The organism is Ramlibacter monticola (assembly GCF_016722785.1).
Taxonomy (GTDB): Bacteria; Pseudomonadota; Gammaproteobacteria; order Burkholderiales; family Burkholderiaceae_C; genus Ramlibacter; species Ramlibacter monticola.
This window is the reverse complement of record NZ_JAEQNE010000001.1, coordinates 1450830-1464732: the sequence shown is the minus strand read 5'-3', so window position 1 is coordinate 1464732 and position 13903 is coordinate 1450830. Positions and strand designations below refer to the sequence as shown.

Sequence of the window (13903 nt, the reverse complement as noted above, 5' to 3'; positions counted from 1 at the left end):
CATCCTTTCAAAGGAGTTTTCTGCGCCCTTTGCGAATCCTCTGCGTCTTCTGCGTTCGGCTGTCAGGTTTTCCTGTCCTGAAAGCCCGACCTCAAATCGGCGTATCCCTGAGCAGTTGCATTGCCTTCTTGTGCACGTGGTCCGCGGCCAGCCGGTACCTCAGCAGCCGGTCCGGTTCTTGCAACGCGCAGGGCGACTCGATGCACTCGATGGCGTCGGCGGCCTGGGTTGCCGCGCGCCATTCCTCGTGCAGGCGCTCGAACTCCCGCAGCAGCTCGCGCTGCACGGGTGGCATGGTCAAGGGCCGCGTGTTCATGGGGACCAAGTAGAAGTGAAGACCCCCTCGCTTCCCTTGACGCAAGTCATTTCCCAAGAGCGGGAACGCCGCATGGCGCCCCCGGTTGATCCAGCGCAATCCGGCGTCAGCCTCGTCAGCCGAGCGCCCCGGCGTTGGGCATCGTGAAGCCCACCTTGTCCAGCGCGGCCTGCAAGGTCTGCTGCTGTTCGGCATCCAGGTCGACCAGCGGCGGCCGCACGTGCGCCCAGTCCCTGCGGCCGGTCTTCCAGGCGATGGCCGCCTTCATGGCCGGGATCATGGGGAACTGCGCGAAGGCGGCGCGGGTCGCGTCCAGCGCCTTCTGCTGCGCGTCCGCATCGGAATCGCGCCAGCTCTTGTAAAGCTGGACGATCTTCGTCGGGTTGACGTTGGCCGTGGCCGTGATGCAGCCGGGGCCGCCGGCGCGCAGGTCCGCCAGCAGGAAGTTCTCGCTGCCCGCGAACACGTCGAAGCCCTGCGGCCCGAACTCCTCGATGAACGCCTTCGTGTTGTTCCAGTCGCCCGAGCTGTCCTTCATGCCGGCCACGACCTTGGGATAGGCCTTCAGCAGGCGCGCGACCAGCCCGCGCGGGATCGCCACGCTGGAGACCGGCGGGATGTGGTACAGGTAGACGCGCAGGCGCTCGTCGGCCACGGCGTCGATCACGCTGGCGAAGGCCCGGTAGAGGCCTTCCTCGCTCACGCCCTTGTAGTAGAAGGGCGGCAGCATCAGCACGCCGCCGACGCCGGCCTGCACGGCCATCTTCGTCAGCTCGATCGAGTCGCTCAGGGCGCAGCAGCCGGTGCCGGGCATCAGGCGCGCCGGCGGGATGCCCGCCTCCAGCAGGGCTTCGAGCAGCCGGCGCTTCTCCCCCACCGACATGGAGTTCGCCTCCGAATTCGTGCCGAAGACCGCCAGCCCGACTTCCTGGTCCAGCAGCCAGCGGCAGTGGCGGATGAAGCGGTCCGGGTCCGGCGTGTAGTCGGCGTCGAACGGGGTGAGGACGGGCGAGAAGACGCCCTGCAGGCGGGAGGGGGTGGCGGTCATGGTGGACGATTGTCGTGAGCCGGACCGCAAGATATTTTGTGTTCTGAAGATAAGGGGAGTGGGTTTCCCCCGAGCGCCGGGCTGCGCAAACTCGCAAGCTCTAGTGTCCTGTCCCACAAATATCTAGGCTCTCGTTCGGTGCATGCGGGGACGACCGCCGAGGGCCCCGCATGCGCCGAACCCTCCGGGCTGTCCCGTATCGGGCCGCATGCCGCGTTGCGTGCACGGGTCAAGCCCGCCAGGCTTGACCCGCGCCCGCGCCTTGCCTGCGGCCCGATACGGGGCAGCGAGAGCCTAGATATTTGTGGGACAGGACACTAGTTCCGAGCGAAACCAACAAGGAGACAGACAAGATGCCATCGATGCTGCGCCGCGCCCTCTGCGCCGGCCTCGCCACCGCCGCCCTGCTGCCCGCCGCCGCGCTGGCGGCCTGGCCGGACCATCCGGTGAAGCTGGTGGTGCCCTACCCGCCGGGCGGCGCGACCGACGTGATCGGCCGCATCGTGGCGCAGCGCCTCTCCACCGCGCTGGGCCAGCAGGTGGTGGTCGACAACCGCGGCGGCGCCGGGGGCAACATCGGCGCCGACCTGGCCGCCAAGTCCAGGCCGGACGGCTACACGCTGCTGATGGCGGCGATGACTTCGCATTCGACCATGGCGAAGCTGGAGCGGGGCAAGCTTTCGTACGACCTGGTGAAGGACCTCGTGCCGGTGCAGGTGGTGGGCTTCGTGCCGCTCGTGTTCGTCACGCATCCCTCGGTGCCGGCGCAGAATTTCCAGCAACTGGTGAGCTTCGCCAAGTCCAACCCGAAGAAGCTGACCTACGCCTCCTCCGGCGCCGGCGCCCCGCAGCGCATGGCGGTGGAGATGTTCCGCGTCCAGAGCGGCGCCGACATGATCCACGTGCCCTACAAGGGCAGCGGCCCGGCCATGACCGACCTCGTCGGCGGCCAGGTGCTGATGGCGGCGGAGACGGTGCCCGCGGCCCTGCAGCAGGTCAAGGCCGGCAAGCTGCGCGCCCTGGCCGTCACCACGCCGCAGCGCATCTCGATGCTGCCGGAGGTGCCGACCGTCCAGGAGTCCGGCTGGAAGGACTTCGAGGTGGTGTCCACCTTCGGCGTGATGGCGCCGGCCGGCACCCCGGCCGACGTGCTGGCCCGCCTGAACGCGGAACTGGGCAAAATCATGCAGGACCCCGCCGCGAAGGAGCAGTTCCTGCAGCAGGGCGTCTATGTCCTGCCGCCGCAGACCCCGGCCCAGGCCGCCGAGCGCCTGAAGGCCGAAGTCGCCAAGTGGGCGAAAGTGATCGACGAGACCGGCGTGAAGGCCGACGAGTAATTCCATGAGCCAATCCGACCAGCCCACGGGCATGCGCAAGGGCCTCACCAACTACGGTGACGCCGGCTTTTCGCTGTTCCTGCGCAAGGCCTTCATCAAGGGGGCGGGCCTGACCGACAACGCGCTGGACCGCCCCGTGATCGGCATCACCGACACCGGCAGCGGCTACAACCCCTGCCACGGCAACATGCCGCAGCTGCTGGAGGCGGTGCAGCGCGGGATCATGCTGGCCGGCGGCCTGCCGGTGAAGTTCCCGACCATCTCCATCGGCGAGAGCTTCGCCGCGCCCACCAGCATGTACCTGCGCAACCTCATGTCCATGGACACCGAGGAGATGCTGAAGGCGCAGCCGATGGACGCCGTGGTGCTGATCGGCGGCTGCGACAAGACCGTGCCCGCGCAGCTGATGGGCGCCGCCTCGGCGGGGCTGCCGGCGGTGCAGCTGATCACCGGCTCCATGCTGACCGGCTCGCACCGCGGCGAGACGGTGGGCGCCTGCACCGATTGCCGCCGCTACTGGGGCAGGTTCCGCGCGGAGGAGATCGACCCGCAGGAGATCTCGGACGTCAACAACCAGCTGGTGCCCAGCGTCGGCACCTGCTCGGTGATGGGCACGGCCAGCACCATGGCCTGCATCGCCGAAGCGCTGGGCATGACGGTGCCGGGCGGCGCCTCGCCGCCGGCCGTGACCTCGGCGCGCATGCGCGTGGCGGAGCAGACCGGCGCGCTCGCCGTGCAGGTCGCGAAGAGCCGCCTGACCATCGACAAGGTGCTGACGGAGAAGGCCTTCGAGAACGCGATGCGCGTGCTGCTCGCCATCGGCGGCTCCACCAACGCGATCGTGCACCTCACCGCCATCGCGGGGCGGCTCGGTTTCGAGGTGGACCTGCAGGCGCTGGACCGCATGGGCCGCGAGACGCCGGTGCTGGTGGACCTGAAGCCCTCGGGCCAGCACTACATGGAGCACTTCGATGCGGCCGGCGGCATGCCGGCGCTGCTGCGCGAACTCAAGCCGCTGCTGCACCTCGATGCGCTGACCGTCACCGGCCGCACGCTGGGCGAGGAGCTGGAATGCGCGGCCCCGCCGTTCAAGCAGGACGTGATCCGCCCGCGCGACAACCCGATCTATCCGCAGGGCGGGATCGCGGTGCTGCGCGGCAACCTCGCACCCGGCGGCGCGATCATCAAGCAGTCGGCGGCCGATCCGAAGCTGATGGAGCACGAAGGCCGGGCCGTGGTGTTCGAGGGCCTCGAGGACCTGGCGAACCGCATCGACAGCGAGGACCTCGACGTCCGGGCCGACGACATCCTGGTGCTGAAGAACATCGGTCCCAAGGGCGCCCCCGGCATGCCCGAGGCCGGCTACATCCCGCTGCCGCGCAAGCTGGCGCGCCAGGGCGTGAAGGACATGGTGCGCATCTCCGACGGCCGCATGAGCGGCACCGCCTTCGGGACCATCGTGCTGCACGTGACGCCGGAATCCGCCATCGGCGGGCCGCTCGCGCAAGTGCGCAACGGCGACCGCATCCGACTGTCGGTGAACCAGCGCGAGATCAGCCTGGAGGTCTCCGACGAGGAACTGGCGCGGCGGGCGAAGGAGCAGCCGGTGCGGGAGCCGGCCGCCGAGCGCGGCTACCGCAAGCTGTTCCTCGCCACCGTGACCCAGGCCGACAAGGGCGTGGACTTCGACTTCCTCGCCGCGCCCGACGTGCGCGGCCGCGTGCCGAAGGCCTGATCCTCACTCCCCCGCCCTGCGGGGGAGGGCCGGGGTGGGGGCGCTCCCCCGCTCCGCATGCGCCCTCAAGTCCATCCGCGGCGCCCGCCACGCCGCGAACGCGCCCAGCGCAGCGAAGCCCGCGAGCACACCGAAGACGATGTGGAACGCCTGCATCACCCGCGCCGGCTCCAGCTGGCCGACCTGCAGGCTGCCCTCGCTCGACCCCAGCAGCACGAACGCCAGCCCGCCGAAGGCGGCGGTCCCGAGCGTGGCGCCGCTGGAGCGCGTGAGCGACAGCAGCGCGGCTGCGGCGCCGAGCCGCTGCCGCCCCGCGAGGATCTGCGTGGCGAGCTGCGCATTGGGCATCACGGTGCCGAAGCCCACGCCGCAGAGCGCCGCCGCCGGCGTGATCACTCCCGGCAGCGGCGGCAGCAAGGCAAGCGCGAGGATGGCGAGCGCCGCCAGCGCCAGCCCGAAGGGCGGGAGCCGGCCGCTGGTGCCGGTGCGGGCGCTGTAGCGGCCGTTGAGCGTCGAACCGACCACGATGCCCGCGGTCAGCGGCAGCAGTTGCAGGCCGGCGTCGAGCGCGTTGGCGCGCAGGGCGACCTGCAGGTAGATCGGCAGCAGGAACAGCAGGCCGAACAGGGTGCCGGCGAAGCCCGCGACCGAGGCGCACACCCAGGGCACGCCCGGAAGCCGCAGGATGTCCAGCGGCAGGAAGGCATTGGCGTGCCGGCGCTGCTGAAGCGCGAGCGCCACGCCCGTGCCCAGCGCGGCGGCCGCGATCAGGGCGCTGGGCAGGGACACCAGCGCGAAGCCGTGCCCCACCTGCCCGAACCACACCAGCGCGCTGGCCGCGCACAGCGCGAACAGGACGAAGCCGAGCGGGTCGTAGGGCGCGTGCCGCTGCGCGGAGGGGTGGGGCCGCGGCAGCAGCGACATGCGCCAGAACGCGAGCGCCGCCAGCGGCAGGTTGGCCAGGAACAGCCAGCGCCAGTCGCCGTGATGCACGACGAAGCCGCCGATCAGCGGCCCGCCCACGCTGGAGGTCGTGAAGATGACGGCGAAGTAGCCCTGGTAGCGCGGCCGGTCCCAGGGCGGAACCAGCTCGCCGATCAGCGCCTGCGACAGCACCATCAGCCCGCCGCCGCCCAGGCCCTGCAGCACGCGCGCGGCGACCAGCAGCCGCAGCGAAGGCGCCAGCGCGCACGCGAGCGAGCCCAGCGCGAACATGACCAGCGCGACCAGCATGACGTTGCGCCGGCCGAAGCGATCGCCGAGCCGGCCGTACAGCGGCGCCATCACGGTGGAGGCGAGGAGGTAGCCGGCGGCGATCCACGAGGTCTGGGCGAGGCCGCCGAGCTCGGCCGCGATGCGCGGCGTGGCGGTCACCAGCAGCGTCTGGTCGACCGCGCCCATGAACATGGGCAGCATCACGGCGCTGAACAGTGCGGCGAAGGAGGAGCGCGCGGGCTCGTCCGCGGCCGCGCCGCGCGCGTCGGCATGCGCGTCCTCGGTGCCCGTGGTGGAGGAGGGCAGGCTGCCCTCGGAGAGAAGGTGCGGCTCGCCCGCGGCCGCGCTGGCGCCGCGGGCGGGCGGCAAGACTTCGTCGTCGCTCACCGGGCCATCCTAAGCGAGGCGGCGCGCGCCTGCAGGCGCGGGTGGGATCGCCCCTGCAGCCCCCGCTCGCGCCGTCCTGCGCTATCGTCCCCCGGATGCACACCCGGGCCATCCCCTCCAGCGGCGAGCCCCTGCCGGTGATCGGCTGCGGCACCTACATGGGCTTCGACCGCGCGCCCGGCAGCGCGGACTTCGCGCGCCTGCCCGCCGTGCTCTCCGGGCTGCACGCAGCGGGCGGCACGGTGGTGGACAGTTCGCCGATGTACGGCAAGGCCGAAGCGGCCGTCGGGCAGGCGGTGGAAGAGGCCGGCTTGCAGGGCCAGGTGTTCCTCGCCACCAAGGTGTGGACCCGCGGACGGGCCCCCGGCCTCCGGCAGATGGAGGACTCGCTGCGCCTGCTGCGCACGCAGCGCATCGACCTGGTGCAGGTGCACAACCTGCTGGATTGGGCGAGCCACCTGGCCACGCTGAGGCAGTGGAAAGAGGCGGGGCGCGTGCGCTACCTCGGGATCACGCACTACAGCGCCCCGGCCTACGCCGAGGTCGAGGAGGTGCTGCGCAGCGAGCGCCTGGATTTCCTGCAGATCAACTATTCCGCGCAGGAGCGCGAAGCCGAACGCCGCCTGCTGCCGCTGGCCGCGGAGCGCGGCGTGGCGGTGCTGGTGAACCGTCCCTTCGGCGGTGGCGGCCTGCTGCGCCGGCTGGGCGCGAAGCCCCTGCCCGCGTGGGCGGGCGAGATCGGCTGCGGCACGTGGTCGCAACTGCTGCTGAAATTCGCCCTCGCCCCGCCGGCGGTGACCTGCGCGATCCCGGGCAGCGGCTCGCCGGAGCACATGGCGCAGAACGCCGCGGCCGGCAGCGGCACGATCCCGCCGCCGGAGTTCTGGCGCGACAAGATGGACGCCTTCGCGGCCTGAGCCGGCCGGGCCACCTGCGGTTCCCCCGGATGGACGGGGCGGCACCGCCCCCGCAGGATGGCGGCCCATGAAGGACCAGCGAGTCCGCGCCCTTCCTTCCAGGAGACCCCGACGATGAAACTCGGCACCTTCATGATGCCCCTGCACCCGCCGGGCCGCATCGCCACCGAGACGCTGGCGGAGGACCGCGAGGCGATCCTGCTGGCCGACCGCCTGGGCTTCCGCGAGGCCTTCGTCGGCGAGCACGTGACGGACCTGTCCGAGAACGTGACCTCCTGCCTGATGTTCCTTGCGTCCCTGGCGCACGACACGAAGGACATCGTGCTGGGCAGCGGCACCATCAACATGCCCAACACGCATCCCGCGGCGGTGGCCGCGCAGGTGGCGATGCTGGACCACATGCTGGAGGGCCGCTTCATCATGGGCATCAGCCCGGGCGGCCTGATGTCCGATGCCGAGGTGTTCGGCAACTACCAGAGGAACCGCAACGCCATGTTCGTCGAGGCCATCGACATGGTGCTGAAGATCTGGGCCGGCGAGCCGCCCTACGACCTGCAGGGCGAGTTCTTCAAGGTGTCGACCAAGCAGACCTCCATCCTGGAGATCGGGCAGGGCGCGATCCTGCGGCCCTACCAGAAGCCGCATCCACCCATCGTCGGGACCGCGGTGGCGCCGTTCTCCGCGGGAGTGACCGAGATGGCCAAGCGGGGCTGGACGCCGATTTCCGCCAACTTCCTGCTGCCGGAGTGGGTGAAGACGCACTGGCCGAAGTACGTCGAGGGGCGCACGGCGGTGGGCGCGCAGGCCTCGCCGTCGGACTGGCGCGTGGCCAAGTCGATCTTCGTCGCCGACGACGACGAGGTGGCGCAGCGCTATGGCAAGAGCCCCGAAGGCCCGTATCACTTCTACTTCAGGCAGCTGGTGCGCAAGCTGGTGGGCTTTTCGGGACGCTCGAACCTGTTCAAGCTGGACCCGAACCAGCCTGATGGCGAGATCACGCCGGACTACGTGACGAACCGGCTGGTGATCGCGGGGACGGTGAACAGCGTGGTGGACCAGATCCTGGCCTTCCGCGAGCAGATCGGCGACTTCGGGACGCTGCTCTACGCCTGCCACGACTGGATGGATCCCGCGCTGGGAAGGCGCTCGATGCAGCTGATGGCGCAGGAGGTCATGCCGCGCGTGAATGCGGCGCTCGCGCAGTCGCCATGAGCACGGCGCCCCCAGGCGACCGCGCGGTCGCGTACCGCCTCCACGGCGCCCGCAGCTTGTCCTGACGCAAGGAATGGGGTCGCGCCCGACCCGGGCGCGCGCCGCCGTGCCAAGATCGGGGCACGCCGGCGCAGACCGGCGAGCGACACAGATCCGACAACGCGCCTGCCACCGGCCCCACCCCCGGCGCAGGACGAGGAGACATCATGCGGAACGCCCCCTTCGGGGACGGGCAGGCGCTCGCCCCGCCCGAGGTCGTGCGCGAGTCGCGCGCCGACGGCAGCTTCGTGCTGCGCCATCCCTCCCCCCTGCAGCCCTACGCGCGCTGCGTCGGCGACTGGCTGGAACACTGGGCGGCGACGACGCCCGATGCGCTGTTCCTGGCCGAGCGCGACGCCGCCGACGCCTGGCGCAAGCTCACGTACCACGAGGTCCGCGACCGGGTCGGCCGCATCGCGCAGGGCCTGCTCGATGCGCAACTCCCGCCGCGGCGCCCGGTCGTGATCCTTTCCGACAACGCGATCGAGGCGGCGCTGCTGGGCCTGGCCGCCATGCACGTCGGCCGCCCCTTCTGCACGGTCTCGAGCGCGTACTGCCGCCTGACGACGGACTACACCCGCATCGCCGGCATCCTCGACATGCTGCAGCCGGCGCTGGTCTACGCCGCCGATGCGCGCGTCTACGGTCCGGCGGTGCGGCATTGGGGCGGCAAGTGCACCCTGGTGTTCGGCGCGCACGCGCAGGAGGTGCCGGGCGCGCGACCCTTCGCGGCGCTGACCGAAGCCGGCGAAAGCGAAGCGGTCGCAGCGGCGTTCGCGGCGATCCGGCCCGAGCACCACGCCAAGTACCTGCTCACCAGCGGATCGACCGGCCAGCCCAAGGTGGTGGTCAACAGCCACCGCATGCTCTGCGCCAACCAGCAGATGATGACGCAGGCCTGGCCCTTCCTCGCCCGGCACCGGCTCGTGCTGCTGGACTGGCTGCCCTGGAGCCACACCTTCGGCGGCAACCACAACTTCCACATGGTGCTGGCGCACGGCGGCGCGCTGTACATCGACGAAGGCCGGCCGGCACCGGGCCTGGTCGAGAAGACCCTGCGCAACCTGCGCGAGGTGCGGCCCAACTTCCACTTCAACGTGCCGCGCGGCTTCGACATGCTGCTGCCCTTCCTGGAGGCCGACGAGGCCTGCGCGCGCGAGGTCCTGGGGTCCCTGGAAGGCGTGTTCTATGCCGGGGCCGCGCTGCCGCAGAGCATCTGGTCACGGCTGGAGGCGGTGGCGGCGCGGGTGCGCGACCGGCCGCTGTGGTTCACGTCCTCCTGGGGCGCGACCGAGACGGCGCCGGCGATCACCACGGTGCACTGGCGCATAGACCGCGCGGGCTGCCTGGGCCTGCCGCTGCCCGGCGCGGAACTGAAGTTCGTGCCCAACGGCGAGAAGCTGGAGCTGCGCGCCCGCGGCCTCAACGTCTTCCCCGGCTACCTGGACCGGCAGGACCTCACCGACGCGGCCTTCGACGACGAGGGCTACTACCGCATCGGCGACGCGGGCCGGCTGGTGGACCCGGCCGACATCGCGCAAGGCGTGGCCTTCGACGGCCGGGTGGCCGAGGACTTCAAGCTGACCACCGGCACCTGGGTGAGCGTCGGCACGCTGCGGCCGCGGCTCGTGACCGCGCTGGCGCCGCACGTGGCCGACGTGGTGGTCACCGGCCACGAGCAGGCGGAAGTCGGCCTGCTGGTCTTCCCCACGCCGCAGGCGAAGGCCTTGCCGGAGGCCGCGCTGGCGGCGCACGTGCGCTCGGTGCTGCAAAGCCTGCGCGACGAAGGCGCGGGCTCGGCGCAGACGCCCACGCGCGCCCTGCTGCAGGCGGAGCCGCCGAGCGCCGATGCCGGCGAGATCACCGACAAGGGCTACCTCAACCAGCGTGCGGTGCTCTCGCGCCGGGCCGCCGACGTGGCGGCGCTGTACGCGGGAGAGGATCCGCGCGTGATCCGCGCCTGACCCGGCGGGGTGACTTCCTCACTCCCCCCCGAGGGGCGAGGGAGAGGTTCAGGCCGCGGTGGTGACACGGATCCCGCGGATCTGCCCCGCTTCGCGCGACGGCGCCGGACGCGCATACGTGGCGGGATCGAACCTGTGGAGCAACTCCGCCTCGCGCATCCGCGCCAGCGCCACGTTCGCGAGCTTCACGTGCCCGAAGCCGCGCATCGCCAGCGGCAGCGCCGCGATCTCGGTCGCGGTCTTCAGACGCTCGGGCGAGAGCGCCGGCAACAGCGCTTCGATCCGCGCCCGGTAGGCCTCGACCAGTTCCCGCTCCATGCGCCGCTCCGCCGTGCGGCCGAACGGGTCGAACACCGTGCCGCGCAGGCGCCGGCCCTGCGCGAGCAGCTTCATGAAGGGCATCATCCAGCCCCCGAGCCGCACCTTGCGCGGCGGCTGGCCGTCCTTCGCGCGCGAGAGCGCCGGCGGCGCCATGAAGAATTCCAGCGCGATGTCGCCCTCGAACTGCTGCCGCAGGGTCCGCTGGAACTCGCCATCCGTGTAGAGCCGCGCCACCTCGTACTCGTCCTTGAAGGCCATCAGCTTCAGCAGCGACTGCGCCACGACGCGCGTGAAGGGCAGGGTGGCGTCGCCGCCCAGCGCCTGCTCGCGCACCCGCACCTTGGCCACGAAATCGGCGTAGCGGCGCGCAAGGCGCGCATCCTGGTAGCCCGTGAGGTGCGCCATCCCGCGCGCGACGATCGCATCCAGCGTCTCGGGCGCGGCGGGCGCGCCCACGGCCTCGCCGCGCAGCAGGGCCGCGATCGCCTCCGGCGCGCCCACGGCCAGCCGCCCCAGCGAGAAGGCGAGCTTGTTGTGCTCCACGGCCACGCCATTGAGCTCGATGGCGTGCAGCAGCGCTGGCAGGCTCACCGGCACCAGGGCGCGCTGCCACGCGGCGCCCAGCGCCACGATGTTGGAGAAGATCGAGTCGCCCAGGAAGGCTTCGGCGAGCGCCTGCGCGTCCAGGGTCTCGACCCGCTCGCCGCCGGCCGCGAAGCGCAGCTTCTCCAGCAGCAGCGGCACCTTCAGGCTGGCGTCCGGGTTGCGCAGGCTCTCTGCCACGGGCACCTCGTGCGTGTTGGCCAGGATGCGGGTGCGGCCGTGGCGAACCGTCGCCAGCGCATCGGGCGAAGCGCCCACCACCAGGTCGCAGGCGAGCAGGGCGTCTGCCTGCTGCGTGTCGATGCGCACCTGGTTGAGGCGCGAGGCGGTGTCCGCGAAGCGCACGAAGCTCAGGACCGAGCCGCCCTTCTGCGCGAAGCCCATGAAGTCCAGCACGCTGGCGCTCTTCCCTTCCAGGTGCGCGGCCATCGCGACCAGCGCACCGAGGGTGACGACCCCGGTTCCGCCCACGCCCGTGACCAGCAGGTCGTAAGGCGCGTCCCACACGTGCGGCGCCGGACGCGGCAGCGCGTCGACCTGCTCCATGAAGTGGGCGGCGCCGTCCGCCAGCACGCCCACCCGCTTGCGCGGCCGGCCCCCCAGCACGCCGACGAAGCTGGGGCAGAAGCCCTTGGCGCAGGAGTAGTCCTTGTTGCAGCTGCTCTGGTCGATCCGGCGCTTGCGCCCGAGCGGCGTCTCCAGCGGCTGCACCGCGACGCAGTTGCTCTGCACGGAGCAGTCGCCGCAGCCCTCGCAGACACGGTCGTTGATGACCAGCCGCCGCGCCGGGTCGACCAGCTCGCCCTTCTTGCGGCGGCGGCGCTTCTCGGCCGCGCAGGTCTGCTCGTAGATCAGCACGGTCACGCCCGGGGTCTCGCGCAGGCGCCGCTGGACCGCGTCGAGCGCATCGCGGTCGTGGAACTCCGTGCCGGCCGGAAAGCGGTTGCGGATAGCGGCGTACTTGCCGATGGCGTCCGACACCACCACGACCTGCTTCACGCCCTCGGCCTCGACCTGGCGCGCGATGCCGTCCACGCTGATGATGCCGTCCACGGGCTGGCCGCCCGTCATCGCCACGGCGTCGTTGAACAGGATCTTGTAGGTGAGCGTCGCGCGGGCGGCGACGGCCTGCCGGATCGCGAGGTAGCCCGAGTGGTAGTAGGTGCCGTCGCCCAGGTTCTGGAACACGTGCGGCACCTTGGTGAACATCGCGTGCGACACCCAGTCCACGCCTTCGCCGCCCATCTGGATCAGGCCCTCGGTGTCGCGGTCCATCCAGCTCGCCATGAAGTGGCAGCCGATGCCGGCCTGCGCGTGCGAGCCCTCCGGCACCTTCGTCGAGATGTTGTGCGGGCAGCCGGCGCAGAAGTAGGGCATGCGCTTCACGCTGTCGCTGTCGTTGGACAGCAGTTCCGGCAGGGTGAAGTCGCGCACCAGGTGCTGGCGGTCGAGGTCGGGGAAGTGGCCCACCAGCCACCGCGCGACGACCTCGATCAGGCGCGACGGCCGCAGCTCGCCGAGGGCCGAAACCAGCGGGCGGCCCTCGGTGTCGGTCTTGCCCACGATCGCGGGCCGCTCGCGCTCGTTGTAGAACATGGAGCGCAGCTGCTCCTCGACCACCGGGCCCTTCTCCTCGATCACCAGCACTTCCGACAGGCCGCGCGCGAACTCGCGCATGCGCGTGGGCTCGATCGGGTAGGTGAGGCCCAGCTTGTAGATGCGCACGCCGTGCGCGGCGAGGGTCTCCAGCGGCACGTCGAGACGCCGCAGCACTTCCAGCAGGTCGTAGTGCGCCTTGCCCGCCGTGACGATGCCCACCGTCGCGCGCGGGCTCTGCACCACGTGGCGGTCGATGCTGTTGATGCGGGCGAAGGCGCGCACCGCATCGAGCTTGGCGTGCAGGCGCTGCTCGATGGTCAGCGAAGGCAGGTCGGGCCAGCGGTAGTGCAGGCCGCCGGGCGGCGGGGTGTATCCCGTGAGCTGGCGCACGGTCCCGGCGTCCTGCCAGGTCGCGACGCGGGCGTTCACCAGGTCGAGGTCCACGGTCGCTCCGCTTTCCACCACTTCCGACAGCGCGGTGAAGCCGATCCAGTTGCCGGAGAAGCGCGAGAGGGACCAGCCGTACAGCCCGAACTCCAGGTACTCGGCGACGTTCGCCGGCGCCACGATGGGCGCGTGCCAGGACTGGAAGGCCTGGTCGCTCTGGTGCGGCATGGAGGAGGAGACGCAGCCGTGGTCGTCGCCCGCCACCATCAGCACGCCGCCGTGCGGCGAGGTGCCGTAGGCGTTGCCGTGCTTGAGCGCGTCGCCGGCGCGGTCCACGCCCGGCCCCTTGCCGTACCAGAGGGCGAACACGCCTTCGCAGGTGCGCTCCGGGTCGGCCTCGACGCGCTGGGTGCCCAGCACCGCCGTGGCGCCCAGCTCCTCGTTGATCGCCGGCAGGAAGCGCAGGCCGGCCTCCTCGAACTTGCGTCCGGCCTTCCACACGGCCTGGTCGAGCATGCCCAGCGGCGAACCGCGATAGCCGCTGAGGAAGCCGCGCGTGGCCAGGCCCGCTGCCGCATCGCGCTGGCGCTGCATCAGCATCAGGCGCACCAGGGCCTGGGTGCCGGTGAGGAAGATGGCGCCGCCGGGGGCCCACAGGCTGTCGGCGAGGCGGTAATCGGGGCGGACGATGGGGGACGGGCTCTCGGTACTGCGCTCGGCCATGACGGGTCTCCTTGGGGAGGCATAGCTTATTTGCCGCGGCGAGAAATGTGCTTCTTCTTTTCGCCGCGGGCCGCAGTATCGGAGAATCGTGTTCCCGAAC

Annotated in this window: 9 protein-coding genes; 5 read left to right on the top strand and 4 right to left on the bottom strand. The window is 71.3% G+C overall.

The features are described from left to right. Positions 1 to 91: 91 nt before the first annotated feature. Together JJ685_RS07080 and JJ685_RS07075 are read right to left on the bottom strand one after the other, a co-directional pair. On the bottom strand, positions 92 to 301 hold the full coding sequence (locus JJ685_RS07080; RefSeq protein ID WP_201673476.1) for a hypothetical protein: 210 nt from the start codon (positions 299 to 301) through the stop codon (positions 92 to 94). A 130-nt stretch (positions 302 to 431) separates the two neighbouring features. Then, entirely contained in the window at positions 432 to 1364 is a 933-nt protein-coding gene (locus tag JJ685_RS07075) for a dihydrodipicolinate synthase family protein (protein WP_201673475.1), read from the bottom strand. Positions 1365 to 1717: 353 nt separating this feature from the next. Here JJ685_RS07075 and JJ685_RS07070 point away from each other — a divergent pair, with 353 nt between their 5' ends. Both JJ685_RS07070 and JJ685_RS07065 read left to right on the top strand, forming a co-directional pair. After that, positions 1718 to 2701, top strand: a complete 984-nt coding sequence (locus JJ685_RS07070) for a tripartite tricarboxylate transporter substrate binding protein (RefSeq protein ID WP_201673474.1) — start codon at positions 1718 to 1720, stop codon at positions 2699 to 2701. 4 nt (positions 2702 to 2705) lie between these two features. After that, positions 2706 to 4436: an IlvD/Edd family dehydratase gene (locus JJ685_RS07065; RefSeq protein ID WP_201673473.1), complete on the top strand. Its 1731-nt coding sequence runs from the start codon at positions 2706 to 2708 to the stop codon at positions 4434 to 4436. Between the two features lie 3 nt (positions 4437 to 4439). Here the strand turns inward: JJ685_RS07065 and JJ685_RS07060 are convergent, their stop codons facing one another. Beyond that, on the bottom strand, positions 4440 to 6038 hold the full coding sequence (locus JJ685_RS07060) for an MFS transporter (RefSeq protein WP_330901709.1): 1599 nt from the start codon (positions 6036 to 6038) through the stop codon (positions 4440 to 4442). 95 nt (positions 6039 to 6133) lie between these two features. On the opposite strand from JJ685_RS07060, the gene JJ685_RS07055 reads away from it, so the two are divergent. The 3 genes from JJ685_RS07055 (at position 6134) to JJ685_RS07045 (ending at position 10170) form a co-directional block, all read left to right on the top strand. Then, on the top strand, positions 6134 to 6955 hold the full coding sequence (locus JJ685_RS07055) for an aldo/keto reductase (RefSeq protein ID WP_201673472.1): 822 nt from the start codon (positions 6134 to 6136) through the stop codon (positions 6953 to 6955). A 114-nt stretch (positions 6956 to 7069) separates the two neighbouring features. After that, the gene (locus JJ685_RS07050; RefSeq protein WP_201673471.1) at positions 7070 to 8167 is read left to right on the top strand and encodes an LLM class flavin-dependent oxidoreductase; all 1098 of its coding nucleotides are present in this window, start codon (positions 7070 to 7072) and stop codon (positions 8165 to 8167) included. A gap of 206 nt (positions 8168 to 8373) precedes the next feature. Then, positions 8374 to 10170, top strand: a complete 1797-nt coding sequence (locus JJ685_RS07045) for a feruloyl-CoA synthase (RefSeq protein ID WP_201673470.1) — start codon at positions 8374 to 8376, stop codon at positions 10168 to 10170. Positions 10171 to 10218: 48 nt separating this feature from the next. Here JJ685_RS07045 and JJ685_RS07040 read toward each other — a convergent pair whose 3' ends face one another. Then, complete coding sequence (locus JJ685_RS07040; protein ID WP_201673469.1) at positions 10219 to 13803, bottom strand: indolepyruvate ferredoxin oxidoreductase family protein; 3585 nt, start codon at positions 13801 to 13803, stop codon at positions 10219 to 10221. Positions 13804 to 13903 lie beyond the last annotated feature (100 nt).

Coding starts and splice junctions, on each gene's coding strand:
- JJ685_RS07065 (WP_201673473.1), top strand. CDS start 2,706: ATGAGCCAATCCGACCAGCCCACGGGCATGCGCAAGGGCCTCACCAAC.
- JJ685_RS07040 (WP_201673469.1), bottom strand. CDS start 13,803: ATGGCCGAGCGCAGTACCGAGAGCCCGTCCCCCATCGTCCGCCCCGAT.
- JJ685_RS07045 (WP_201673470.1), top strand. CDS start 8,374: ATGCGGAACGCCCCCTTCGGGGACGGGCAGGCGCTCGCCCCGCCCGAG.
- JJ685_RS07050 (WP_201673471.1), top strand. CDS start 7,070: ATGAAACTCGGCACCTTCATGATGCCCCTGCACCCGCCGGGCCGCATC.
- JJ685_RS07075 (WP_201673475.1), bottom strand. CDS start 1,364: ATGACCGCCACCCCCTCCCGCCTGCAGGGCGTCTTCTCGCCCGTCCTC.
- JJ685_RS07055 (WP_201673472.1), top strand. CDS start 6,134: ATGCACACCCGGGCCATCCCCTCCAGCGGCGAGCCCCTGCCGGTGATC.
- JJ685_RS07070 (WP_201673474.1), top strand. CDS start 1,718: ATGCCATCGATGCTGCGCCGCGCCCTCTGCGCCGGCCTCGCCACCGCC.